Source organism: Mesorhizobium sp. M8A.F.Ca.ET.181.01.1.1, from assembly GCF_004792025.1.
Taxonomy (GTDB): domain Bacteria; phylum Pseudomonadota; class Alphaproteobacteria; order Rhizobiales; family Rhizobiaceae; genus Mesorhizobium.
Genome location: NZ_SRTV01000001.1, coordinates 594,712 through 618,145, shown reverse-complemented (window position 1 = coordinate 618,145; position 23,434 = coordinate 594,712). Strand labels below are relative to the sequence as shown.

Genomic DNA, 23,434 nt, shown 5'->3' with positions numbered 1-23,434 from the left:
TTGCTAGTGCGCCCAGATTTCGCCAAAATCTCTTCGGGCGATTAAATTGAGACATTTGCACCGGTTACGACAGCGCCAGTCCAGGCCAAGGCAGGGGCCAGGCCGTCAATATTCCTTCTCGTAGAAGATGCCGCCCTTGGCTTCGCCGGCGTCCGTCGCCTCGCCGCGCAATTTGACGCCGCGCCCGACATTGAGGTCGATGGTCGCCTTCCCGGAACCTGGCTTGTCGCCCTTCTGGATGGTCACATAGGTGCGGTCGTTGAGATATTTGCCGGCCGAGACCGCCGTGCCGCCCTTGTCGTCGGTGGTGACATCGAGATCGTCGACGCCGATGGCGCTGCGCAGATTCTCCAGCAGCGACGTCGAGCCGCCGACCCCGGCCAGTTGCCCGGCCGCTTCTGCCAGCTGCGCGATCTGCAACGGCGAGAGGTTCGACATCGACCGCCCGAAGATCAGTTGCGCCAGCACTTCATCCTCCGGCAGCGCCGGCACCGAACTGAAGGTGAATTTCGGATTGGTCGCCTCGCCCGACACCACGATGGTGACGGTCGCGCCGGTCGTGGTCGTCGTCGCCGTCAGATTAAGGTAAGGCACCAGCGAGCCGGAGAACCCGACCGTGCCTTCGGTGAAGGTCAGCCGCTTGCCAAGGATCGACAGCCGGCCGCGCTGCAAGGTGAAGGTGCCGACGGCTTGCGGCGACGAGGCCGGGCCGGTCAGCCTGAGCGAGCCGCCGAGTTCGGCGTCGACACCCCTGCCCTGGATGAAGATCTGGTTCGGCGCATTGACCGTGACGTCGAGCGCAAGGCCGCTGCCGCCGCTCTTGCCGCTGGTCGTCGCCGGGCGCAGCGCCTTGTCCTGTGCCTTGACCGGACCCGGCGCATTCTTGTGCTTGACGTCAAGCGCCGAGAGCGAGCCCGGCAATTTGTCCGGAACCGTGATGACGGTCTTGGCCAGGTTGACGGTGCCGGCAATCGCCGGCGCCGAAGTCAGCGGCCCTTTGATCGTCAGGTCGCCGCCAAGGTTGGCGGTCACCACGCGTCCATCCGTGTAGCGGCCATCGGTGAGCTTGATCGACAGGTCGGCTGGGAAGCCTTGCGCCGGGTTGATGCCGACGGTACCGCTGGCCGACAGGCTGCCGCGCGTCGACAGGGTTCCGGTCAACCGATTGATCGTGGCGACGCCGTTGCCTATCGAGACATCGGCCGCGATATCGTTGACTGCAAGGCCCGAGCGTGCGTCGACCAGCCGCGCGCCGGAGGTTTTGACGCTGCCGCCGATCACCGGAGATGTCGCTGGACCGCGCACCTGGACATTCACGTTGGCGTTGCCGGTCAGCGACAAGCCCTGCGCGGCAAGTTTCTCACTGAGAAGGCCGAACGGCACGGCGCCATTGAAGTCGAGCACCAGCGCCGGAGTGCCCACCGTCGTCACCGTGCCGCCGCCCTTGAGGCCAAGCCCGGCGCCGTCGCTGACATTGGCGTCGAAGGTCAGCTTGTTGCCGGCAAAGGTAGCCGACGAGGCAACACTCACCGCACCGACGCCGGCGCTACGGGTCTGCGACGTCTGCACCCCGGCCGCGTCGATGTTGAAGGCAATGGCGGGGCTCGCCGGTGCGCCCGTCACCTTTACCGTGCCGGAGATGGAACCCGCTGCATCGAGCCCGGGGGAGAAACTGTTGGCGAGCGACATCGGCACGCGCGCCAGCACTGCATTGATGTCGAGCGCCTGCCCGACCTTGCCGGTTACCGTCGCGGTGCCGCCGCCAAGATTGAGCACCAGCCTGTCCAGCGTCGTCGTGCCATTGGCGATGCTGACGGTCGAGGCCTGGGCGATGGCTGCCTTGATGCCCTGGACGGTCGCCTGCCCTGACGCAAGCTCGATGGTGGTGGTGCCACCGGCTACCTTCACGCGTCCGGCTGCCCTGGCTGGAATGCCCTTCACCGTGGCGCCGCCGGAGAAGCCGGTCCAGTCGCCGTCGCGTTTCAAATCGACATCGATGCCGCGGATCACGGTGCCGCCCGATGTGACGGTATCGGCGCGGATCTTGCCCGAGATGACCGGAGCCGCGAGATAGTTGGCGATCAGCGCATCTATGGAAACGGCCTTCGCCTGGAGGTCGCCGCGCGTGATCGAGGCGGTAGCCGCCTTGATGGCGACCTGGGGCGCCGCCCCGGTCTTCGAGAAGGCGATCGTGCCGCGCACGTCGCCTTCCGCCTTTTCCAGCGCCAGCGCGGCGAGCGGCCCGATGTCGGGCAGGTCGAGCGAGATGGTGCCTTCGGGCACGAACTTGTCGTCCAGTGCCAGATCGCCTGAAATCCTGTTCTTGCCCAGCGACAGGAGCAGGCCATTGATGGCGCTCTTGCCGTTCGCCGTTGCCAGCACGGCGCTCCCCTGCAGCGCCTGGCCGGCGACATTGCCGGTAAGCTGGACATTGGCCGCCGGATTGGCGGCGTCCGCCTTGCCGGTGGCGGTGAGCTTCAATCCGGTTATCTCGCGAGATGCAACCGAGAGCTTGTCGCTGTTGATGGTAAGCGACAGGTCGGGCGCCATGGCCGGCCCTTGCGCGCTCAGCGCGAAAGCGATGGCGCCCGTGGCGTCCTTCGACAATCGCGAGATGTCGCTCAGCGCACCCCTGATGTCGGCGGCCACCTTGTTGTCGGCAAGGCTTGCCTGCCCCTCGGCGCTCAGCGGGCCCGAAGTGAGCTTCAATCCACCTATGTTGAGATTGCCGCTGGGCTCGCGCTTCAGCGTGGCGCTTATCTGGGCGCGGTCGCCAAGCAAGCCGCGTGCCGCCGCCGGCAAGGCCGACGATGGCGCATCCGCCTTCAGGTTGAGGTCGATGGCACCGTCACGCAGCGATACCTGGCCGGCGACCTGGCTGCTGAGCGCATCGCTTTTCAGCGTGCCGCTGTCGATGGCGACGGCGTCGGCGCTCAGCCGGGCGTTGAGCGCGGCCGTGACCTTGCCCGCGATGAGCGGCGCGATCGTTGGATTGTCGAGCCCAACCTTGTCCACCGACACCGTTCCGGAAACCGGCCCGGCGCGATTCCTGAGATCGAACGCATCCGAGTGCAGAGTGAGCGTAAGTCCGTCAACCTTCGCCGGGCTGGTGACGATCGAGGGCAGGATCGCGGAAAGGTCCAGCCGGGCATGCGTGCTTTCGCCCCCAATTTTGGCCGACACTGACCGGACCTCGATCTTGACCGGGCTCTCGTTGCTTCCAACCGTCAGCGGCAGGCTGGGGCCGGACGAGGTCAGATCGATCGCGAAATCGCTGGCCCCGTTCGGGTTGATGGTTCCGGCGGCCTGGCCGGAGACCTTGTCGCCGGAGAGGGTAGCATGGTCGAGGACGACGCCACCGGCAATCGTGTAGCTGCCGGCCGCATCGACGGCGAGTGGTCCGAGCCCTGCCTCTCGGGTCTGACTGGTCTCGGCGCCGGCCAGCTTCGCGTTGAACCGGATGTCGGGAGCGGCCGGCGCTCCGCTCACTTCAGCGATACCGTCAAGCGTGCCCGCGGCATCCAGGCCAGGCGAAAACGCATTGGCAAGGGCGGCAGGCAAAGCGGAGACCTGCGCCGCCAGATCGAGCGTCTCGCCGGCGCTGCCCGACAGCGCCACCCGGCCGCCGCCAACGTCGAGCGCCAGCCTGTCGATATTGGCCGTGCCGTTGGCGATGGACAGTGCCGACGGCTCGGCAATCGCCGCCTTGATGCCGCGAACGGTGGCTTGGCCCGAAGCAATCTCCACGCTGGTGGTGCCCTCGGCAATCTTAACCCGGCCGGCAGCGGTCGCAGGAATGCCCGCGATCGTGGCGCCGCCAGTGAAATTGGTCCAGTCGCCGTCGCGCTTGAGGTCGACGCCGATGGCGCCGATTTCGGTGCTTCCCGAAGTGACCGCATCAGCCTTGATGGTGCCCGACATCGCCGGCGCCTTGAGATAATTGGCGACCAGCGCATTGATGGCGATCGCCTTGGCAGTCACCTCGCCACGCGCGACCGATGTGCTCTTGGCATCTATGGCAATGGAGGGTGCGTCGCCGTCCTTGGCAAAGAGGAAGGTGCCGTTGATGTCGCCGGTCACCGCCTGGCCGGCGAGCGCGGCCAACTGGTCGATTGCCGGTGCGGCGAGCGTCAGCGTGCCCAGGGGCATGAACTTGTCGTCGAGCGCCAGGTCGCCCGAGACCTTGTTATCGCCCAGCGAGACCAGGAAGCCGTTGATCGAGCGCTTGCCCTCGCTGGTCACCAGGGCCGCCTTGATGTCGAGCGGCTGGTCGTTGACGGCGCCGGTCAGCGAGACGTTGGCGGAAGGGTTCGTTATGTCGGCCTTGCCGCTCGCGGTCAGCTTGATGGCCTTCACCGTGCGGCCCGAAGCGGTCAGGCTGTCGCTGTCGGCGCTAACGGTGAAATCCGGAGCGGTGATCGCGCCGGTTGCCGACAACGCGAAATCGACCCCGCCGGCAACCGGCACACCGACCGTCGGCGACAACACCGAAACGTCGCCCAATTTGCCCTTGATGTCGGCCTGGATGTCCGTGCCTTGCATGCTGGCCGTACCGCTGGCGCTGAGCGATCCGGAAGTGAGTTCGATCGAGTTCGCAGCGAAAGATCCCTGCGGATCGCGCGATGCAGCGGCCGAGAATTTCACCCTCCCGCCGAGCACCGAGGCGATCTGCTGCGGGAACGCGGTCGCCACCGCGTCGGCATTCAATTTGAGCTGCATCGACATGTCGGCCAGCGCCACCGTCGCCGTCAGCGACGCATTGAGCGCATCGGAGCGCAGCGTACCCTGATCGATGGCAATAATGGCGTCCTTGCTGATTGAGCCGGCCAGATCGACGTCGACCTTGCCGGTGATCAGCGGCGCCAGTGTCGCGACGTCGGTTTTCAGGCCGCCCGCCTCCAGCTTGACGGCAACCGGGCCGGCGCGATTCTGGATATCGAAACCATCGGAATGGATTTGCGCCGCCAGATCATCCAGCCGCGTGCCGCCGACGACGATCGAAACGAAGGAGGCGCCGATGTCGACGATCGGCGCCTTGCCGTCGCCGAAGGCGCGTGCGGTGGCGTTCTTGATCGCGAGCGTGATCGGCTGCGCCTTGCTGCCGACGCTGATCACCACGGGCGGGCCCTTGGCGGCGAGTTCGACCGAGAGATCGCTGGCACCGGCAGGATCGGCAATGCCGGCGGCGGTGCCATGTACCGCATCGCTCTCGATGCTGGCCCGGTCGATGCTGATGCCGCCCGCCGATGTGGCTGTGCCCGCGACATCGAAGCTGGTCTTGCCGGCAAACAGCGGCTTCAGGTTTTCCGGCAGGAAGCGCGCAAAATCGCCGTCGCCCTTGGCCTCGACATGATTGCCCTTGTCGGTGAGCTGGTGGCGGCCGGTAAGTTGGGTGACGATCCGATGGTCGACGAGGAAAGTGCCGACACCGCTCCAGTTGGCAAGCGGTCCGCTGCCCGAAACGACGATATCGACCGGCGGCGCATCCGGCAGCTTGAGCAGGTTGGCAATGATGCCGCCGGCCGGCTCCGACGCCTTGAGGTCGAGGTCCAGCTTGTTGTCGGCGGGTGCGAAATGGATATTGGCATCGACATTGCCCTGTTTGCCGTCGTGACGGGTGACGTTGAGCACCGTCTGGACCGCCAGTGGCGCGGCATCGGCCTTGAGCATTCCCTTGGCTGCGAGCTCGGCGATACCGCTGCCGGCCAGTTGCTCGCCGAGCGCGATTTCCGGCAGGTCGATCTGCTTGATGTCGATGGAGACAGGCAGAGTCGTCGTGCCGCCCTGCGCCGGCGGCTGCGAACCGGCCACCGGCAGGCGCGCCAGTTCGATGCGCCCGGCGGCGATCCGGTCGGCGCTGAAGCTTTTCGACAGCAGCGCCGTCGGCGACCAGTCGACGGCCACCTTGCGCGCCACCAGCCAGGCGCCCTCGCGATCCTCAAGCACGACATGGTCGACGCTGAGATTACCCGACCAGATGCCGTCGATGCCGCTGACGGTGACCTTGCGATCCTCGCTCGAGGCGAGCCGCGAGATGATGCCGGCGAGATTGTCGCGCCCACGCTCGGTCTTGGTCAGCACGACGAGCGCGCCGATCGCGCCCGCGACCATGATCAGCAGCGTGTAGAGGACAATGCGAAGGATGCGCCAGACCGTTTTCATCGTCAGAAGGCCTGGCCAATGCCGGCATAGATGCCGAAATGCGGGTCGCCGGGATCACGGTTGAGCGGCACGGCCGCGTCGATGCGCAACGGCCCGAACGGCGTGACATAGCGCAGGCCGACACCGGCGCCGACCTTGACGTCGGAGAAGTTGGGAACCGACTTGGTCGATACCGTGCCGGCATCGACGAAGGGCACGATGCCGATCGTGTCGGTGACGGCGATGCGCATCTCCACAGAGGTCTCGAAGAAGGACAGGCCGCCGATCGGCTGGCCGGTGAAATCCTTGGGGCCGATGCCCTGATAGGCATAGCCGCGCACCGAGCCGCCGCCACCCGAATAGAAGCGCCGGTCGGCCGGGACGTTCTGCAGCCCGGTACCGACGATCGAGCCGATGGCGACACGCTCAGCCAGCACGAATTTCGACGCGGTATCCAGCGACTGATAGGCCGATCCCTCGCCCTTCAGCTTGAGGAAGGCCGCACCACTCAATATGTCGTAGCTCGGCTCGGCATAGGCGAGCACCCTGAAGCCCCTGGTCGGGTTCAACCTGCTGTCCCTGTTGTCATAGACATATTGCAGCGGAATGCTGGCGATCAGGTAGGTGTGCTTGCCGAAGGCGTCATGGATGCGCGAATAATCGAGCGCTACCTCGGCCGACACGGTCTGCTTCTTGTCGAGTTCGTAGGACAGGCCGGTGCTGCCCTTGACCGAGAAATGGTCGTACGCATCCGGATGCTCGAGCACGGTCTTGACGCTGGCGAAGAACTTCGACGCCGGTCCGATCACGCCGGGTTTCTCGAACATGATGCCGGCATTGTAGTTCAGTTCGGACAGATTGTTGCTGCCGATGCCGCTGATGGCGCCGTCGATGCGCAGCTTTTCCGCGCGGCCAAACAGGTTGCGGTGCCCCCAGTAGCCCTCGAGGCCAAGCCCCTCGGTGTTCGAGAAGGTGCCGCCAAGGCCGAAAAAGCGCGGCTTGCGCTCGCTGACCTGGACGCCGATCGGCATGTTGCCGTCGGCGTCGAGCTTGTCGGCTTCCTTGAACGTCACGCTGTTGAAGACCTCGAGCGCCAGCAGCCTGTCGCGCGCGTCGCTGATCTCCTGTGGCGAGTATTGCCTGCCGCGCTTCAGCCCGGTCATGTATTCGGTGAAGTCCCTGTCGACCTTCTCGGTGCCTTCCACGGTGGTCGCGCCATAGCCGGCGACCGGCCCGGCTGCGACCGTCAGCGTCACATCGAGCGTCGATGTGGCATGGTCGGCGACGATATGCCGGTCGGTCACCTTGGCCAGCGGCCTGCCCTGCTCCTTCAGCGTCCGCACGATCAGCGCCTCGGCCTTGAGCACCGCGCCCGATCCGGCGTCGCCGCCGGATATCAGCCCATAATCGGCGCTCATCAGCCCCGCCGCGTCGCCCTCCAGCCGGATGTCGCCAAGGGTGAATTTGGGGCCTGTGGCGATATTGATCGCCACAGGGATAGGCTGCGGCCCCTTGAACTCGGCGTCCGGAGGCAGTTCGTCGAGCGGCTTGCCGTCGATGGTGATGGTGACGACGCCTTCATAGCGGGCATCGGCATAAAGTGCGGCGACCAGCTGTTCGCGGTCGCCGCGCGCCTTGGCCATCAGCCCGAGCGAACCCGAAACGGGCCGGTCCTCGTCGCCTTTCAGCGCCGAGGCGTTTTCGAGCTTCTTGACGAGGTCCTTGTCGGCGTCGGGCGCGGAGATGGTCACCGCGTAGCGCAGCGGATCGACAATGTCCGCGTCCTCGTCGCTGGACGATCCCCACAGCTTGATGCCGAAAAGCTCGAACGCGGCCACGGATCTTGATTCGGCGATCAGCGCGGTCCCGCACATCATGGCCAAAAGCAGGGCGCGCGGAAGCACGCGCCCTGGCGCGGTCCCTCCTGACATCTGCTCTTCATGCGCCGGCATTAAGACAACCTAGGTTACAAAACTAAAATTGGAATGAAGTTCTGAAGCGCTCGTAAAGGGGCCACAATCCAATTGTCTGAAATAGGGTGGGCTTGGAATTCACACCTTCTGCGTTTCCGCAAGAAAGCGTGATCCCCTTCCCGTGGAGGTTACTGTCCGCATACCGGTCCTTGGCCGGAAAATAAACCGTTGGCAGGCGGAGACCTGCCGCGTCCGCGCGTTGACAAGCCTGACTGAAGCTTGAACATGCCCGGACGTCTGCAATTGTCTGGAGGGTGTTATGGCAATGCGCGCGGCTCGTGGTCTGTCGATTCTCGTCCTTCTTTTCTTTGCCTGGGGTAGCGTCGCGCAAGCGGCGGAAGCGCGAAGAATCGCAACGACGGACAATTCCGATTATTTCGGCTTCGATCTCAGGTCCGACCAGAACGTCACGCTCGACCAGTGCAAGACGACATGCCTCGGCGATCCGACCTGCCGCGCCTTCACCTACAACACCAAGGCCAAATGGTGCTTTCTCAAATCCGACTATAACCAGTTGAAATCCTTCAACGGCGCGGTCGCCGGCAAGGTCGTCAACATCGACGGCGATCCAGATATCGGCGCGCCGCCGGAACTCGCCTTCTTCCCCAACTGGATGGCCGACCAAGCCCAGCAATACCGCAACAAGCTGCTTGGCCCTGCCTTTGACAAGCCGACGGAGGGCATGGCGGCGCTGATCAACTCGGCCGAACAAGCCGTACAGACCGGCGACCATCGCTCCGCCATGCAGAAATACGAGGCCGCTGTCTCGGTCATGCCGGATGACGGCCAGCTCTGGCTCAAGCTGGCGCGCGAAACGCTGGCCGTGCAGCCCGCCGCGAGCACCTCCGAAGCCTCAACTTTGCCGGCAAACGCCACGTCGGCCGCCTTCAACGCCTACAAGTTGCTGCGCACCACCAAGACGCGCGCCGAAGTGCTGGCGCTGCTCGGCAATGGTCTCGACAAGCGCGATCTCTACCGGCCGGCGCTGCAGGCCTATGAAGCCAGCCTTGCGCTGGAAAGCTCGCCCGCGGTCCAGGCCGACTATGCCGATCTGAAGGCCCGCAAGGGATTCCGCGTCATCGATCACTCTGTCGATGCCGACACCAGCGCGCCGCGCATCTGCGCGCAATTCTCCGAGGATCTGGTCAAGACCGGCGTCGACTACGCGCAGTTCGTCACCGTCGACAACGCCGCGCCCAAGGGCATCGAGGCCAAGGACAAGCAGATCTGCGTCGAAGGGCTCGAACACGGCCAGCACTATGACGTCACCTTCCGCGCCGGCCTGCCGGCCGCGATCGGCGAAGTGACCGCTGCCCCCGTGGTGCTGTCGATCTATGTGCAAGACCGCGCGCCATCCGCCCGTTTCACCGGCGACAGCTTCGTGCTGCCGGCCGGCGCGCGCCGCGGTATCCCGGTCGTCACCGTCAACATGAACGCCGCCGAGATGAAGCTCTACCGCATCGGCGACCGCTCGCTGGCGCAGCTGCTGTCGGGCTATCAATTCCTGCACCAACTCGACGGCTATGACATTTCCAACATTTCCGAGCAGATGGGCGCGCCGGTCTGGCAGGGCCAGCTCGACATCGTCAACGATCTCAACAAGGAGGTCACCACCTCCTTCCCGGTCGACGAAGCGCTGCCGCAGCGCAAGCCCGGCGTCTATGTGCTGACCGCCAAGGCCGTCAACGACAAGAGCGACGACTACGGCTCGCTGGCCACGCAGTGGTTCGTCGTCTCCGACATCGGCCTGTCGACCTATACCGGCCAGGACGGGCTCAACGTCTTTGCCCGTTCGCTGGGTAGCGCCAAGCCGATTGCCGGGGCCGAACTGACACTGGTTGCTCGTAACAACGAGGTTCTCGGAACCGCGACGTCGGATGCGAACGGCCATGCCGTCTTCAACCCCGGCCTGACGCGCGGTGACGGCGGCATGGTGCCGGCCGTGCTGATGGCCAAGCAGGGCGACAATGATTTCGTCTTCCTCGATATGTCAAAGGCCGGCTTCGACCTGTCCGACCGCGGCGTCACCGGACGCGCCGCACCGGGCGCGCTCGACGTTTATGCCTGGACCGAACGCGGCATCTATCGCGCCGGTGAGGACGTCCATGTCGCCGCGCTTGCCCGTGACGGCGCGGCCAAGGCGGTCGAGAACCTGCCGCTGACCTTCATCTTCTCGCGTCCCGATGGCGTCGAGGACCGCCGCATCGTCAGCGACGGCGCATCGGCCGGCGGTCACGCCGTCGACCTGCCGCTTGAACCCAACGCCATGCGCGGCACATGGTCGGTGTCGATCCACACCGACCCCAAGCAGCCGGCGGTTGCCAGCCAGATGTTCCTGGTCGAGGACTTCGTGCCGGATCGCATCGAGTTCGACATGAAGGCCGACAAGCAGGAGATTGCGCGGGGCGAAACCGCCAACATCAACATTGACGGCCGCTTCCTCTATGGCGCGCCGGCGGCGGGCCTGGCGCTGGAAGGCGAACTGACCCTGTCGACGTCCCGGGACTGGGACCGCTTCCCCGACTTTTCCTTCGGCCTCGCCGACGAGCAGTCGGCGGAGCCCACGGTCACGCCGCTCACCGATCTGCCGGTGGTCGGCGACGACGGCAAAGCGACCTTCCCGATCTCCGTCGACCAATTGCCCTCGACCACCAAGCTGGTCGACGGCAAGGTGACGGTGCGCATGCGCGAAACCGGTGGCCGCGCCATCGAGCGTTCGCTCAACATCGGCATCCGCCCGCAAGGCCATATGATCGGCATCCGCCCGGATTTCGCCGATGGTGAAGTGCCGCAGGGGGGCACGGCCAAGTTCAGCCTGATCGCCGTCGATCCCGATGGCAAGCGCGAGGCGCTGAAAGGCGCGCAGTGGTCGCTGGTCAAGGTCGAACGCAATTACCAGTGGTACCGCTCCAACAACTCCTGGAACTACGAGCCGGTGAGCTTCACCAAATCGATCGCCAACGGCCAGATCGATCTCAACGCCGATGGCGATGCCGCCGTCTCCGTACCTGTCGACTGGGGCCAGTACAGGCTCGAGGTCGAGACATCGGATCCCGAGGGGCCGGCGACCAGCTATGAATTCGACGCCGGCTGGTATGTCGCCTCGACCACCACCGAAACGCCTGACGGCCTGGAGATTGCCCTGGACAAGGACAATTATGCCGCGGGCGAAGTGGCAAAGCTGAAAATCTCGCCGCATTTTGCCGGCGAATTACTGATCAACATCGGCTCCGACAAGCTGCTGAAAACCATCACGGCGACCGTGCCGGCCGGCGGCAGCACCGTCGACATCCCGGTTGGCGACGACTGGGGCGCCGGCGCCTATGTCACGGCAACCCTTTTCCGGCCGGGCGACGCGCAGGAAACGCGCATGCCCGCCCGCGCCATCGGCGTGAAATGGCTGACCGTCGATCCGGGCGCCAAGAAGCTTGCCGTCACGCTCACGCCGCCGGACAAGACAATGCCGCGCCAGCAGCTGTCGATCCCGGTTTCCGTGGCCGGCGTGCAGCCGGGCACCAACGCCTATGTCACCGTTGCCGCCGTCGATGTCGGCATCCTCAACCTGACCAACTACAAGGCGCCGGATCCGGAGAACTGGTTCTTTGGCCAGCGCATGCTGGGCATGGAGATCCGCGACATCTACGGCCGCCTGATCGATGGCTCGCTGGGCACCACCGGCAAGCTCAGGACCGGCGGTGACGGCGCCAACATGCAGACGCAAGGCAGCCCGCCCACTGAAAAACTGGTCGCCTTCTTCTCCGGCATCGTCCAGCTCGACGCCGACGGCAAGGCGCGGATCGACTTCGACATCCCGCAGTTCAACGGCACCGTGCGCGTCATGGCTGTCGCCTGGACCAAGGAGGCGATCGGCCATGCCCAGTCGGACGTGATCGTGCGTGATCCCGTTGTGATCACCGCCGGCCTGCCGCGCTTCCTGGCGCCTGGCGACAACGCCGTCATGCGTCTCGACGTTGCCGACACCGACGGACCGGCCGGCGACTATGCGCTGTCGATCGATACGACGGGGGACCTGTCGACAGGTGACAAGCCCCTGCCCCAGAAGCTGACGCTCGCCCAGGGTAAGCGCCAGACCTTGACCGTGCCGCTGATCGCAAAGACGGCGGGCAATGCCTCGCTGACCATCAAGCTGGCGCATGCGGACGGCACCAAGGTCGAGCAGACGCTCTATGTCCCGGTGCGTCCGGCCCAATTGCCGGTCACCACGCGCCTCGTGGTCGACCTCAAGGGCAATGGCGGCGCGCTTCGCGTCGACAAGGAGCTGCTGGCTGCCAGCCTGCTCGAAGGCGCATCGGTCAGCGTCGGCGTTTCGCAGGCTGCGGCCTTCGACGTGCCGTCGCTCTTGATGACGCTCGATCGTTACCCCTATGGTTGCGCCGAGCAGACCACCAGCCGCGCCATGCCGCTTCTCTACGTCAACGAGATGGCATCAGGCGTCGGCATGGAAAGCGACCCTGAACTGCACGGGCGCATCCAGGATGCGATCTACAAGGTCCTGAGCTACCAGTCCTCGAGCGGCAGCTTCGGCCTGTGGGGTCCGGGCTCCGGCGATCTGTGGCTCGACGCCTATGTCAGCGAATTCCTGACCAGGGCGCGGGAGCAGAAATACGACGTGCCGGCTCTGGCGATGAACCAGGCCCTGAAAAACCTGCAGAACTCGCTCGGCTACGACCAGAGCGTACAGGACCGCGGTAGCGAGATCGCCTACGCCCTCTACGTGCTGGCCCGCAACAAGAAGGCCTCGATCGGCGATCTGCGCTACTACGCCGACACCCAGCTCGAAGCCTTCTCGAGCCCGATGGCCGTCGCCCAGTTGGCGGCGAGCCTTGCGCTCTATGGCGACACGCAGCGTTCGGAGGCGACGTTCAAGACCGCGCTGCAACTGGCCAAGTCGAGCACCGACTACGACTGGTACCGTTCCGACTACGGCTCGGCATTGCGTGACGGCGCGGCGATGCTGTCGCTGGCGGCGGAATCGAAGCCGGTATCGACGATCGTGCCCGAGCTGATCAAGCTGGTGACAAGGAAACGCGCCGAAGCCCGCTGGACCAGCACCCAGGACGATTCCTGGATGCTGCTGGCGGCGCGTGCGCTGAAGGAGGGCAATGACTCCATCGCACTGACCGTCAACGGCGCGCCGCATTCCGGCGGCTATTCCAACCAGGTCAACGGCTCCGACCTGGTCGACAGCCCGCTCGAAATCGCCAACACCGGCAAGACCCCGCTGCAGGCCGTCGTCACCACCGTGGCGTCGCCGATCCGGCCCTTGCCGGCCGGCGGCGACGGCTTCACCATCAGCCGCACCTACTACAAGCTCGACGGCACCGAAGCCAATGTGACTGAGGCCACCCAGAACGAACGCTATGTCGTCGTGCTCAAGGTCACCGAGCAGAACAGCTGGCCGTCGCGCCTGCTGGTTACCGACCTGTTGCCGGCCGGCTTCGAGATCGACAATCCGGGGCTGGTTTCCAGCGCCCAGTTGACGAACTTCTCCTGGCTGGCACAGACCGACGCCGCGCATCTGGAATTCCGCGACGACCGCTTCGTCGCGGCATTCAACCCGGCCGACGGCGACCACGACCACAATCTGACGCTTGCCTATGTCGTGCGCGCCGTCACGCCGGGCACCTATGCCCATCCGGCGGCAGCGGTGGAGGACATGTACCGGCCGCAATATTCGGCCCGCACCGCCACCGGCATGATGGAGATCAAGGCGCCGTAAGGTGCCTTGGCGGATATGAACGTGAGGCTTGCGCTGCCCCTCATTGCCCTGCCGGGCATTTCTCCCCGTATAGTGACGGGGAGAAAGGGGCTAGCGCCGACCGCCGCGACAGCTCCCTTCTCCCCGTCACTATTCGGGGAGGTGAGCCGTGGTCCGCGCAGCGGACGAAAAGCCAATTGCTTGGCTTTTCGAACGGCGAACGCCCGAAGGGCCGTCGTGCCGGCAGGCGGATGAGGGGCAGCGCCATGCTCTCCAAGAAATTCATTTGGCGGGCCGCCATTGCGGGAGCATCGCTAGCCGTCGTTGCGGCAATCGCCACCGCCGCCCTCTGGGAACTCGACCGCGCCTTCCCCCCACCATTGCCCGCAACTCTGACCGTCTCCGCCGAAGTCCAGGACCGCGACGGCCAGCTGTTGCGCGCCTTCGCGACGCCTGACGGCTACTGGCGGCTGGAGACCCGGCTGGACCAGGTCGACAAGCAGTTCGTCGACATGTTGGTCACCTATGAGGACAAGCGCTTCTGGGACCATGAGGGCGTCGATGTGCTGGCTCTCGCCCGCGCCGCCGGCCAATTCGCCACCAGCGGCCATATCGTTTCCGGCGGCTCGACCCTGTCGATGCAGCTTGCCCGGCTGATCGAGCCGCGCGAAAGCCGCAGCCTCGGCTCCAAGATCAAGCAGATGCTGCGCGCCATCCAGATCGAGCGGCGGCTGTCGAAGCGCGACATCCTCGAGCGCTATCTCACGCTGGCGCCCTATGGCGGCAACCTGGAAGGCGTGCGCGCCGCTTCGCTCGCCTATTTCGGCAAGGAACCGAAGCGGCTCACCGTTTCCGAGGCCGCCCTTCTCGTCGCCCTCCCCCAATTGCCGGAAAAGCGCCGGCCCGACCGCAACCTCCAGATCGCCCACGCCGCGCGCGATCGTGTGCTGAGCCGCATGGTCTCGTCAGGCCTGATCGGCGAACGCGAGGCGGCACGCGCCGCACTTGACGATGTCTCGGGCCTGCGCCGCACCTTGCCGGCGCTTGCCGCGCATGCCTCCTATGCGATGCTTCCCAAGGCCGTTCCGGGTCAGCCGCTCAAGCTGACGATCCGCAAAAGCGTCCAGCAAGGACTGGAACAGGTGGCGCGCGATGCCGCCACCAAGCTCGGGCCGCGTCTGTCCGTCGCCATGGTGCTGGCCGATGCCCGCACCGGCGACATTCTGGGCGAAGTCGGCTCGGCCAATTTCTTCGATTCCAGCCGTTCCGGCTGGATCGACATGACCAAGGTCGTGCGCTCGCCCGGCTCGACGCTGAAGCCGTTCATCTACGGCCTCGCCTTCGAGCAGGGACTGGTGGCGCAGGAAACGCTGATCGAGGACAGCCCGGTCGATTTCAGCGGCTACAGGCCGAAGAATTTCGACATGGGCTATCAGGGCGATGTCTCGATCCGCCAGGCTTTGCAACTATCGCTCAACGTGCCGGCGATCCGCGTGCTCGACGCGGTCGGCCCGGCACGGCTGACGGCGCGCTTCCGCCAGGCGGGCGTCAACCCGATCCTGCCGGTCAATGAAGCGCCCGGCCTGGCCATCGGCCTCGGCGGCGTCGGCGTCACGCTGCGCGACCTGGTCCAGCTCTACACAGGGCTCGCCAATGGCGGCAAGACGCATTCGCTGCATGACGGCACCGAGCCGGCCAACGCCGCGAGTTCGACCACCACCATCCTCAACGACCAGGCCAACTGGCAGATCGTCGACATTTTGTCGGGTGTGAAGCCACCCGAAGGCGCCCTGCAGCGCGGCATTGCCTACAAGACCGGCACCTCTTACGGCTACCGTGACGCCTGGTCGGTCGGCTTCGACGGCCGCTATGTGCTGGGTGTCTGGGTCGGCCGGCCCGATGCCGGCGCGGTGCCTGGTCTTTCCGGCTATGTCTCAGCCGCCCCGATCCTGTTCGAAGGCTTTGTCCGCTCGGGGCTGGCGACCGTACCGCTGCCGGGCAAACCGCCCGGCGCCTTCACCCCCAAGCGCGAGGACCTGCCGGTGACGCTTGCCCGCTTCGGCGCCGGCGCGGATGGCCTGGTGCAGGCGACCCCGACCGAACCCGCGCCGACCATCATCTTCCCGCCGGATGGCGCCCGCGTCGATCTCGCCACCAACTCGGCCGATGCGTCGCCACTGGTGCTGAAGCTCCAAGGCGGCCGGGCGCCGTTCCGCTGGCTGGCCAACGGCAAGCCGCTCATCGGCCTCGATCGCCGCCGCACCGCGACATGGCAGCCCGACGGCGCGGGTTATTCGACGCTGACCGTCATCGACGCGGCGGGACGGGCGGCCAGTGTGAAAGTGTTCGTTGAATAGGCTGCGTCAAGGGACTCAGGAGACTGGCCTTTCGAGGTCCGGGAATAAGGGATAAATTGCCTGATGTCCGGTGCGAGGCGCCCCCCTCCGGCCTGCCGGCCATCTCCCCCTCAAGGGGGGAGATCGGATGGCCAGGCCGCTTTCGGCAATGACCAACGGCGGCGCGCGACGCAAAAGCTGCCAATCTCCCCCCTCGAGGGGGAGATGCCCGGCAGGGCAGAGGGGGGCGTGCCACGCCATACCTTACGCAGTATAGCCGCCATTTTAGCGGCTTTCTTCGCAGTCACCCTTCCCGCCTCGGCCGATCCCCTGCCCACAGGCTTCGTCCGATTGGCCGCCATCGATGCCTCGATCCGCCAGGACATCCGCTATTCCGGCGCCGACAATTTTCTGCATCGCAAGGTAAGCGGCTATGATGCGCCGGTCTGCATCCTCGCCCGGCAGGCGGCCTTAGCCGTTGCCGGGGTCCAGAAGGCAATGGTCGCCAGGGGCATGACGCTGATCGTGTTCGACTGCTATCGCCCTGCCCGCTCCGTGGCCGACATGGGCGATTGGACGACCGCGGGCGGGCCGCCTGACCCGCAATGGTATCCGAAGGTCAAGCGCGGCGACCTCATCGCCGAGGGCTATGTCGCCCGCCAGTCGGCACATTCGCGCGGCTCGACCGTCGATATCGCCATCGCACCGGCCGACAGTATGTCCGTGCCGAAACCGGCCTGCGGCGCGGTCGATGCCAACACCCTCGATTTCGGCACCGGCTTCGACTGCTTCGACCGGACGAGTGAGACCGCGCATCGCCCGCTCGGCGCCGAAGCGGCGGCAAACCGCAAGCTCCTTGTCGATGCCATGCGTGCGGGAGGTTTCAGGAACTACGCGCGAGAATGGTGGCATTTTACGCTCGACCAAGAGCCATTTCAAAAGCAGCGCTTCGATTTCCCGGTGACCGCCGAGTAACCCGCCCAGAGCAGACTTGCCCGGCAACCGCGCGTCCCTAGATAGGCCACAGGGCGGAGCGACTCCGGCGCGGAGCAACCGCGAGGAAAATATTTCTCATAGCCGCGGCAGAACGCCGGAGATTTTCTCCAGGGAGGCAAAAAAGGCAACATTCAATGCATCTAATTTCTATAATTTCGGTAGATTTGGCGCGGGTTCAACGGAGGCAGAAATGACCAAACCTCATTTCAGGAAACTGCTCGGCGCACTGGTCGCCACATCTGTCCAGTTCGGCACGCTCGGTTTCGCGTTTGCCGACACCACCATTCTCAACGTGTCCTACGATCCGACGCGCGAGCTCTACAAGGCTTATGACGAGGCCTTCGCCGCGCATTGGAAGACAGAGACCGGCGAGACGGTGACGATCCAGCAGTCACATGGCGGATCGGGCGCCCAGGCCCGCGCCGTGATCGACGGCCTCGACGCCGATGTGGTGACGCTGGCTCTCGAAGGCGACATCAATGCCATCGTCTCCAAATCGAAAAAGATCAATCCCGATTGGCGCAAGAAATTCGAAAACAATTCAGCGCCTTACACCTCGACCATCATCTTCCTTGTCCGCAAGGGCAATCCCAAGGGCATCCACGACTGGAACGACCTCGTCAAGGACGGCGTCCAGGTGATCACGCCCAACCCCAAGACGTCGGGCGGCGCGCGTTGGAACTATCTCGCGGCCTGGGCCTATGCCAACGCCAATGATGGCGGCGACGAAGCCAAGACCAAGGAATTCGTCGGCAAGCTCTATGCCAATGCTCCCGTGCTCGACACCGGTGCGCGCGGCTCGACAGTAACCTTCGCGCAAAAAGGCCTTGGCGACGTGCTGATCGCCTGGGAAAACGATGCCTATCTGGCGCTCGACGAGTTTGGCGCCGACAATTTCGACATCGTCTATCCGCCGACCTCGATCCTGGCCGAGCCGCCGGTGGCCGTGGTCGATGCCAATGTCGACGCCAAGGGCACGCGCAAGGTGGCCGAGGCCTATCTGAGCTACCTCTATTCCAAGGAAGGCCAGACCATCATCGCCAAGAACCATTACCGGCCGTCCAAGCCCGAACTGGTTCCGCCCGAGGATCTCGCCAAGCTGCCGCCTATCAAGCTGATCACCATCGACGACCCGCTTTTCGGTGGTTGGAAGAAGGCACAGCCTTATCATTTCGGCGACGGTGGTATATTCGACCAGATCTACAAACCGGCCCAGTGAGCTAAAACCTAGATCAGGACGATATGACCACAGCACCCGCGCAGGCGGGGTGGCGGTTCAGACAGCCGAGCGTCATTCCGGGTTTCGGATTGACGCTCGGCTTCTCGCTTGCCTACCTCACCCTCATCATCCTCATACCGCTATCCGGGCTGATCTGGCGTTCGGCCGCTCTCGGCTGGATCGATTTCTGGGCCATCGCCACCGATCGCCGCACCCTCAACGCACTTGAAATCAGCTTCGGCACCGCCTTCATCGCGGCTGTCGTCAATGTCGTTTTCGGCACGCTCGTCGCCTGGGTGCTGGTGCGTTACCGCTTTCCCGGCCGCCGCATCGTCGATGCCATGGTCGACCTGCCATTCGCGCTGCCGACGGCGGTGGCCGGCATCGCGCTGACCACGCTCTACGCGCCGAACGGCTGGATCGGCAAATTGCTGATGCCGCTCGGCATCAAGGTCGCCTACACGCCGCTCGGCATCGTCATCGCGCTGGTCTTCATCGGCTTGCCCTTTGTCGTGCGCACCGTGCAGCCGATCATGGAGGAAATCGACAAGGAGGTGGAGGAAGCAGCCGCCACGCTTGGCGCCAGCCGCTTCCAGATCGTCACCCGCGTGCTCTTTCCGGGCCTGGCGCCGGCCATCATCACCGGCTTCTCGCTCGCCTTCGCGCGCGGCGTCGGCGAATACGGCTCGGTCATCTTCATCGCCGGCAACCTGCCCTACAAATCCGAGATCGCACCGCTTCTGATCGTCATCCGGCTGGAGGAATACAATTACCCAGCGGCGACCGCGATCGCGGCAATCATGCTGGCGCTGTCGTTCGTCATGCTGCTGGTCGTCAATCTGGTGCAGACATGGAGCCGCAAGCGCTATGGCTGATCCCGAGATCAAATCCTACGAACCGTATCACGAGAGCCGCTCGGCGGCGGTGACCGAAAGCCGCCCGGCGCAGGCCGTGCTGATGGCCATCGCTTTCGCTTTCCTCGGCATCTTCCTGCTTTTGCCGCTGATCATCGTCTTCCACGAGGCGCTGGCGAAAGGCGTCGGTGCCTATACGCAAGCACTGGGCGAACCGGACGCACGCTCGGCCATCCACCTGACACTGCTCGTCGCGGCGATCTCGGTGCCTCTCAATGTCGTCTTCGGCATCTCCGCCGCCTGGGCGATCGCCAAGTTCGAATTCAAGGGCAAGGCGTTTCTCACCACGCTGATCGACCTGCCCTTCTCGGTCTCGCCCGTCATTTCGGGTCTGGTCTACGTGCTTCTGTTCGGCGCCCAGGGGTTGCTCGGCGGGTGGCTGAAGGCACATGGCATCCAGATCTTGTTTGCCGTCCCGGGCATTGTGCTGGCCACCGTCTTCGTCACCTTCCCCTTCGTCGCCCGCGAATTGATCCCGCTGATGCAGGAACAGGGCAATGGCGACGAGGAGGCCGCCCTTTCGCTCGGCGCCAATGGCTGGCAGACCTTCTGGTTTGTGACCTTGCCCAACGTCAAATGGGGCCTGCTCTACGGCGTGCTTTTGTGCAATGCGCGCGCCATGGGCGAGTTCGGCGCGGTTTCGGTGGTGTCGGGCCACATACGCGGCCTGACCAACACCATGCCGCTGCATGTCGAAATCCTCTACAACGAGTACAACGCCGTCGGCGCTTTCGCCGTCGCCTCGCTGCTTGCCGGGCTGGCGCTCGTCACGCTGGTCTTGAAAACACTGCTCGAGATGCGATACGGCGCCGAACTCGCCGCGACGCGCGGACATTAGAAGGTTCATTGTATGGAAGTTCGCGTTGCCAACGTGCGCAAGGAATTCGAGCGGTTTCCGGCGCTTCACGACGTGTCGCTCGACATCAAGTCGGGCGAATTGATTGCGTTGCTGGGACCATCCGGCTCCGGCAAGACGACCTTGCTCAGACTGATCGCCGGGCTGGAGCGGCCGACACGCGGGAAAATCTTCTTTGGTGACGAGGACGCTTCGCAGAAATCGATCCAGGAACGCAATGTCGGCTTCGTCTTCCAGCACTACGCGCTGTTCCGTCACATGACGGTGGCTGACAATATCGGCTTCGGCCTCAAGGTGCGGCACGGACCGTCGCGGCCGCCAGCAGCGGAGATCCGCCGCCGTGCGTCCGAGCTTCTCGATCTCGTCCAGCTTTCAGGGCTGGAGAAGCGCTATCCCGCGCAGCTTTCGGGCGGCCAGCGCCAGCGCGTGGCGCTCGCCCGCGCCATGGCCATCGAACCCAAGGTGCTGCTGCTCGACGAGCCGTTCGGCGCGCTCGACGCGCAGGTGCGCCGGGAACTGCGCCGCTGGCTGCGGGAAATCCATGACGCCACCGGCCACACCACCGTCTTCGTCACCCACGATCAGGAAGAGGCGCTGGAACTGGCCGACCGTGTCGTGGTGATGAGCCAGGGCCGTATCGAGCAGGTCGGCACCGCCGACGACATCTACGACACGCCGAATTCGCCCTTCGTCTACGGCTTCATCGGCGAATCGAGCTCCCTTCCGGTCAAGGTCGAGAATGGCGAGATCTGGCTGGCCGACCGTCCAATCGGATTGTCGGCGCCGCACGCGTCCGAGGGCGATGCGATGCTTTACTTCCGTCCGCATGATGTCGAACTGCTGGACGGCTGCAGCGGCTGCATCGCCGGCACCGTGGCGGCCAGCCGCCGCGTCGCCGGCACAAGGCGCGTCGAACTTGAAATCGGCGGCGAACGCCAGCGGGTCGAGATTGAGCTGCCGGTCGACCATCCGGCAGCGCAGAAGAGCCGCGTGGCGTTCCGCCCGGGGCGCTGGAAGCTGTTCCCGGCTGCATAGCGATCGGACCACGGTGAATCCGCCCCAGGGATGTCCCGGTCGGTGGCGGTCTTTCACCTGGCCTTCAACGACAACACCAGGGTCATCGGGTTTTTCGGGGAGGCCGCAAAGCCGTAGTGCTCGTAAAAGGCTTTCGCTTCATCCGATATGGCATGAACAAAAATTCCGCGAATACCGAGGATCGTCGCGGCTTGACCGGCGCGCAGGACGGCATCTTGCAGAAGCGCCGCGCCCAGCCCCTTCCGTTGCCAGCTTCCATCCACCGCGAGACGCCCGAGCACGACCATCGGAATGGGATCTGGCATGTTGCGGCGAACAATGCCGGGCGCTTCCGCCAGATCAAGCCCGCCCGAAGACAAGCAGTAGTAGCCGACAACGCGTGTGCCTTCCGCCACCACATAAGTACGCGATGCGCCACTGACTTGGTTGGCCCGTGCCCTGCGGCGAAGCCATTGGTCGAGACTTTCTGTTCCGCTTTGGAAAAGGCCGAGATCGTGGTTTTCTGCCAGGGGCGTGGGCGCCGATAGCATCAGTCCCGCCATGGCTTGGGCACGTTCATGAGGCGCCCAAAACCTTCCCCGCTCGGCGGTTTATCGAGGATGTCGAGATAATGGCGGTAACTCTCCGGATCCACCTTGATCAGGGTCTGGTCGAGTAGCGTGTCCTCGGCCGCACGATAGGCGGCGTCGATCATGAAGTCGGAGCGGGTTTTCCCACGTATTTTCGCGGCGCGGTCGATCAGTATGCGCATATCCTCTCGGATGCGCAGATTGACAGGCTTGGCGTGGGTTTCGGGCGCGGCTTTCGTCATGGAAGACTCCTTTCCGCCACCATAACATTGCGCATACACAATGTGTATCTATTTGTGGCTTTTATCAGAAACAGGCTGAAGAGGACCGACCTCAAAAGGTGAAAGAAAAAACTACGATATGTCTGTTTGGGAAACAGTTTTCTAGCAACACTGGTCTAGTCCTGAATCCATGCCTCGCCGCTCCTTCGCGCCCCGGCTATGGTCTGGCAATAGAGCATTACATCCGGAGCCTTTTCATGAAGCGATTTTTCCTCGGCGTTGCCGCCGCCGGTCTCCTCCTCGCATCCTCCCAAGCCTGGTCGGCCGACAAGCTGCTGAACGCCTCCTATGACGTCGGCCGCGAACTGTTCGTGCAGGTCAACAAGGCCTTCATATCAGAGCATCCGGGCGTCACCGTCGACCAGTCGCATGCCGGCACTTCGGCGCAGGCGCGCGCCATCGCCGAGGGCCTCGGCGCCGATGTCGTCACCTTCAACCAGGTCACCGACGTCGACTTCCTGGTCAAGAAGGGCCTTGTCTCCGCCGACTGGCAGAAGGACTTTCCCGACAATGCCTCGCCCTTCTATTCGCTGCCGTCGTTTCTCGTCCGTGCCGGCAACCCCAAGCACATCAAGGACTGGAACGATCTCGTGCGCGACGACGTGCAGGTGATCTTCCCCAACCCGAAAACGTCGGGCAATGCGCGCTACACCTATCTCGCGGCCACCGCCTACGCCAAGGAAGCCTTCAAGGGCGACGACGCCAAGGTGAAGGAGTTCATCACCAAGCTGTTCAACAACGTGCCGATCTTCGACACAGGCGGGCGCGCCGCCACCACCACCTTCGTGCAGCGCGAGATCGGCGACGTGCTGATCACCTTCGAATCCGAGACGCGCGGCATCCGCAAGGAATATGGCGACGACAAATTCGAGCAGGTCACGCCTTCGGTCAGCCTTCTGGCGGAGTTCCCGGTAGCGATCGTCGACAAGGTCGCCGACGAGCACGGCACGCGCGATCTGGCCAAGAGCTATCTCGACTTTCTCTATACGCCCGAGGGCCAGGGCATCGCCGCCGACAACGGCTTGCGCGCACGCGACGCGGCTGTCGCGGCCAAATACAAGGCCGATTTTCCGGATGTGCGCCTGCTGACGGTGGAAGACGTCTTCGGCGGTTGGGACAAGGTCCAAAAGGAGCATTTCGCCGCCGGCGGCCTGCTCGACCAGGCCTATGGCAGCCGCTAAAATCTCCGCGGACCGATAGAACGATCAGAAAAGCCGGCCGTGGGCCGGCTTTTCTCGTTTATGCAGCCGATAGCGCAAAGCGGCGCCCTTCGTGCAAAACGTTACAAAGAATCAACGCGTTTGTGCCTAACATGCGTTCCAATGGCTTTGTTTTCGCGAAACGGCGGCGTGCGGAAGCAATGCCGTCATCATTTGCACACAAACAGCCGCCAGA

Annotated in this window: 12 protein-coding genes; 8 read left to right on the top strand and 4 right to left on the bottom strand. The window is 64.5% G+C overall.

All coding sequences use genetic code 11. The annotated features are described in order from the left end of the window. Positions 1 to 105: 105 nt before the first annotated feature. Positions 106 to 6,162 (bottom strand): translocation/assembly module TamB domain-containing protein, encoded by a 6,057-nt coding sequence (locus tag EN824_RS03065; RefSeq protein WP_135931883.1) that lies wholly within the window; start codon positions 6,160 to 6,162, stop codon positions 106 to 108. Between the two features lie 2 nt (positions 6,163 to 6,164). Next, positions 6,165 to 8,093: an autotransporter assembly complex family protein gene (locus EN824_RS03060; protein ID WP_135931882.1), complete on the bottom strand. Its 1,929-nt coding sequence runs from the start codon at positions 8,091 to 8,093 to the stop codon at positions 6,165 to 6,167. A gap of 280 nt (positions 8,094 to 8,373) precedes the next feature. Between EN824_RS03060 and EN824_RS03055 the strand changes: the two genes are divergently transcribed. The 7 genes from EN824_RS03055 to EN824_RS03015 all read left to right on the top strand — a co-directional run bounded on the left by EN824_RS03055 (position 8,374) and on the right by EN824_RS03015 (position 21,189). Next, a complete protein-coding gene (locus EN824_RS03055; protein WP_135931881.1) occupies positions 8,374 to 13,854 on the top strand; it encodes an alpha-2-macroglobulin family protein in 5,481 nt (1,826 codons plus the stop codon). A gap of 245 nt (positions 13,855 to 14,099) precedes the next feature. Then, entirely contained in the window at positions 14,100 to 16,190 is a 2,091-nt protein-coding gene (gene pbpC / locus EN824_RS03045) for a penicillin-binding protein 1C (RefSeq protein ID WP_245512111.1), read from the top strand. Between the two features lie 204 nt (positions 16,191 to 16,394). Beyond that, positions 16,395 to 17,144 carry a M15 family metallopeptidase gene (locus EN824_RS03035; RefSeq protein WP_135931880.1) on the top strand — a complete coding sequence of 250 codons (750 nt, stop codon included), beginning with the start codon at positions 16,395 to 16,397 and terminating at the stop codon, positions 17,142 to 17,144. A 211-nt stretch (positions 17,145 to 17,355) separates the two neighbouring features. Beyond that, a complete protein-coding gene (locus tag EN824_RS03030) occupies positions 17,356 to 18,384 on the top strand; it encodes a sulfate ABC transporter substrate-binding protein (RefSeq protein ID WP_127278932.1) in 1,029 nt (342 codons plus the stop codon). A 23-nt stretch (positions 18,385 to 18,407) separates the two neighbouring features. Continuing rightward, positions 18,408 to 19,259 (top strand): sulfate ABC transporter permease subunit CysT, encoded by an 852-nt coding sequence (gene cysT / locus EN824_RS03025; RefSeq protein WP_135881967.1) that lies wholly within the window; start codon positions 18,408 to 18,410, stop codon positions 19,257 to 19,259. Further along, complete coding sequence (cysW, locus tag EN824_RS03020) at positions 19,252 to 20,136, top strand: sulfate ABC transporter permease subunit CysW (protein ID WP_127873179.1); 885 nt, start codon at positions 19,252 to 19,254, stop codon at positions 20,134 to 20,136. Before cysT ends, cysW begins: the two co-directional genes overlap by 8 nt. 12 nt (positions 20,137 to 20,148) lie before the next feature. Next, complete coding sequence (locus EN824_RS03015) at positions 20,149 to 21,189, top strand: sulfate/molybdate ABC transporter ATP-binding protein (RefSeq protein WP_127280599.1); 1,041 nt, start codon at positions 20,149 to 20,151, stop codon at positions 21,187 to 21,189. 53 nt (positions 21,190 to 21,242) lie between these two features. Here EN824_RS03015 and EN824_RS03010 read toward each other — a convergent pair whose 3' ends face one another. Then, positions 21,243 to 21,719, bottom strand: coding sequence for a GNAT family N-acetyltransferase (locus tag EN824_RS03010; protein WP_135866431.1), 477 nt, complete (start codon positions 21,717 to 21,719; stop codon positions 21,243 to 21,245). Continuing rightward, on the bottom strand, positions 21,719 to 22,000 hold the full coding sequence (locus tag EN824_RS03005; protein WP_135916677.1) for a DUF1778 domain-containing protein: 282 nt from the start codon (positions 21,998 to 22,000) through the stop codon (positions 21,719 to 21,721). Before EN824_RS03005 ends, EN824_RS03010 begins: the two co-directional genes overlap by 1 nt. A 236-nt stretch (positions 22,001 to 22,236) precedes the next feature. On the opposite strand from EN824_RS03005, the gene EN824_RS03000 reads away from it, so the two are divergent. Beyond that, positions 22,237 to 23,220, top strand: a complete 984-nt coding sequence (locus EN824_RS03000; protein WP_127280601.1) for a sulfate ABC transporter substrate-binding protein — start codon at positions 22,237 to 22,239, stop codon at positions 23,218 to 23,220. Positions 23,221 to 23,434 lie beyond the last annotated feature (214 nt).

Excerpts from the sequence above, each read along its gene's own strand:
- EN824_RS03060 (WP_135931882.1), bottom strand. The coding sequence starts at position 8,093 with ATGCCGGCGCATGAAGAGCAGATGTCAGGAGGGACCGCGCCAGGGCGC.
- EN824_RS03005 (WP_135916677.1), bottom strand. The coding sequence starts at position 22,000 with ATGACGAAAGCCGCGCCCGAAACCCACGCCAAGCCTGTCAATCTGCGC.
- cysT (WP_135881967.1), top strand. The coding sequence starts at position 18,408 with ATGACCACAGCACCCGCGCAGGCGGGGTGGCGGTTCAGACAGCCGAGC.
- EN824_RS03055 (WP_135931881.1), top strand. The coding sequence starts at position 8,374 with ATGGCAATGCGCGCGGCTCGTGGTCTGTCGATTCTCGTCCTTCTTTTC.
- EN824_RS03000 (WP_127280601.1), top strand. The coding sequence starts at position 22,237 with ATGAAGCGATTTTTCCTCGGCGTTGCCGCCGCCGGTCTCCTCCTCGCA.
- EN824_RS03015 (WP_127280599.1), top strand. The coding sequence starts at position 20,149 with ATGGAAGTTCGCGTTGCCAACGTGCGCAAGGAATTCGAGCGGTTTCCG.
- cysW (WP_127873179.1), top strand. The coding sequence starts at position 19,252 with ATGGCTGATCCCGAGATCAAATCCTACGAACCGTATCACGAGAGCCGC.
- pbpC (WP_245512111.1), top strand. The coding sequence starts at position 14,100 with ATGCTCTCCAAGAAATTCATTTGGCGGGCCGCCATTGCGGGAGCATCG.
- EN824_RS03035 (WP_135931880.1), top strand. The coding sequence starts at position 16,395 with ATGCCCGGCAGGGCAGAGGGGGGCGTGCCACGCCATACCTTACGCAGT.
- EN824_RS03010 (WP_135866431.1), bottom strand. The coding sequence starts at position 21,719 with ATGCTATCGGCGCCCACGCCCCTGGCAGAAAACCACGATCTCGGCCTT.
- EN824_RS03065 (WP_135931883.1), bottom strand. The coding sequence starts at position 6,162 with ATGAAAACGGTCTGGCGCATCCTTCGCATTGTCCTCTACACGCTGCTG.
- EN824_RS03030 (WP_127278932.1), top strand. The coding sequence starts at position 17,356 with ATGACCAAACCTCATTTCAGGAAACTGCTCGGCGCACTGGTCGCCACA.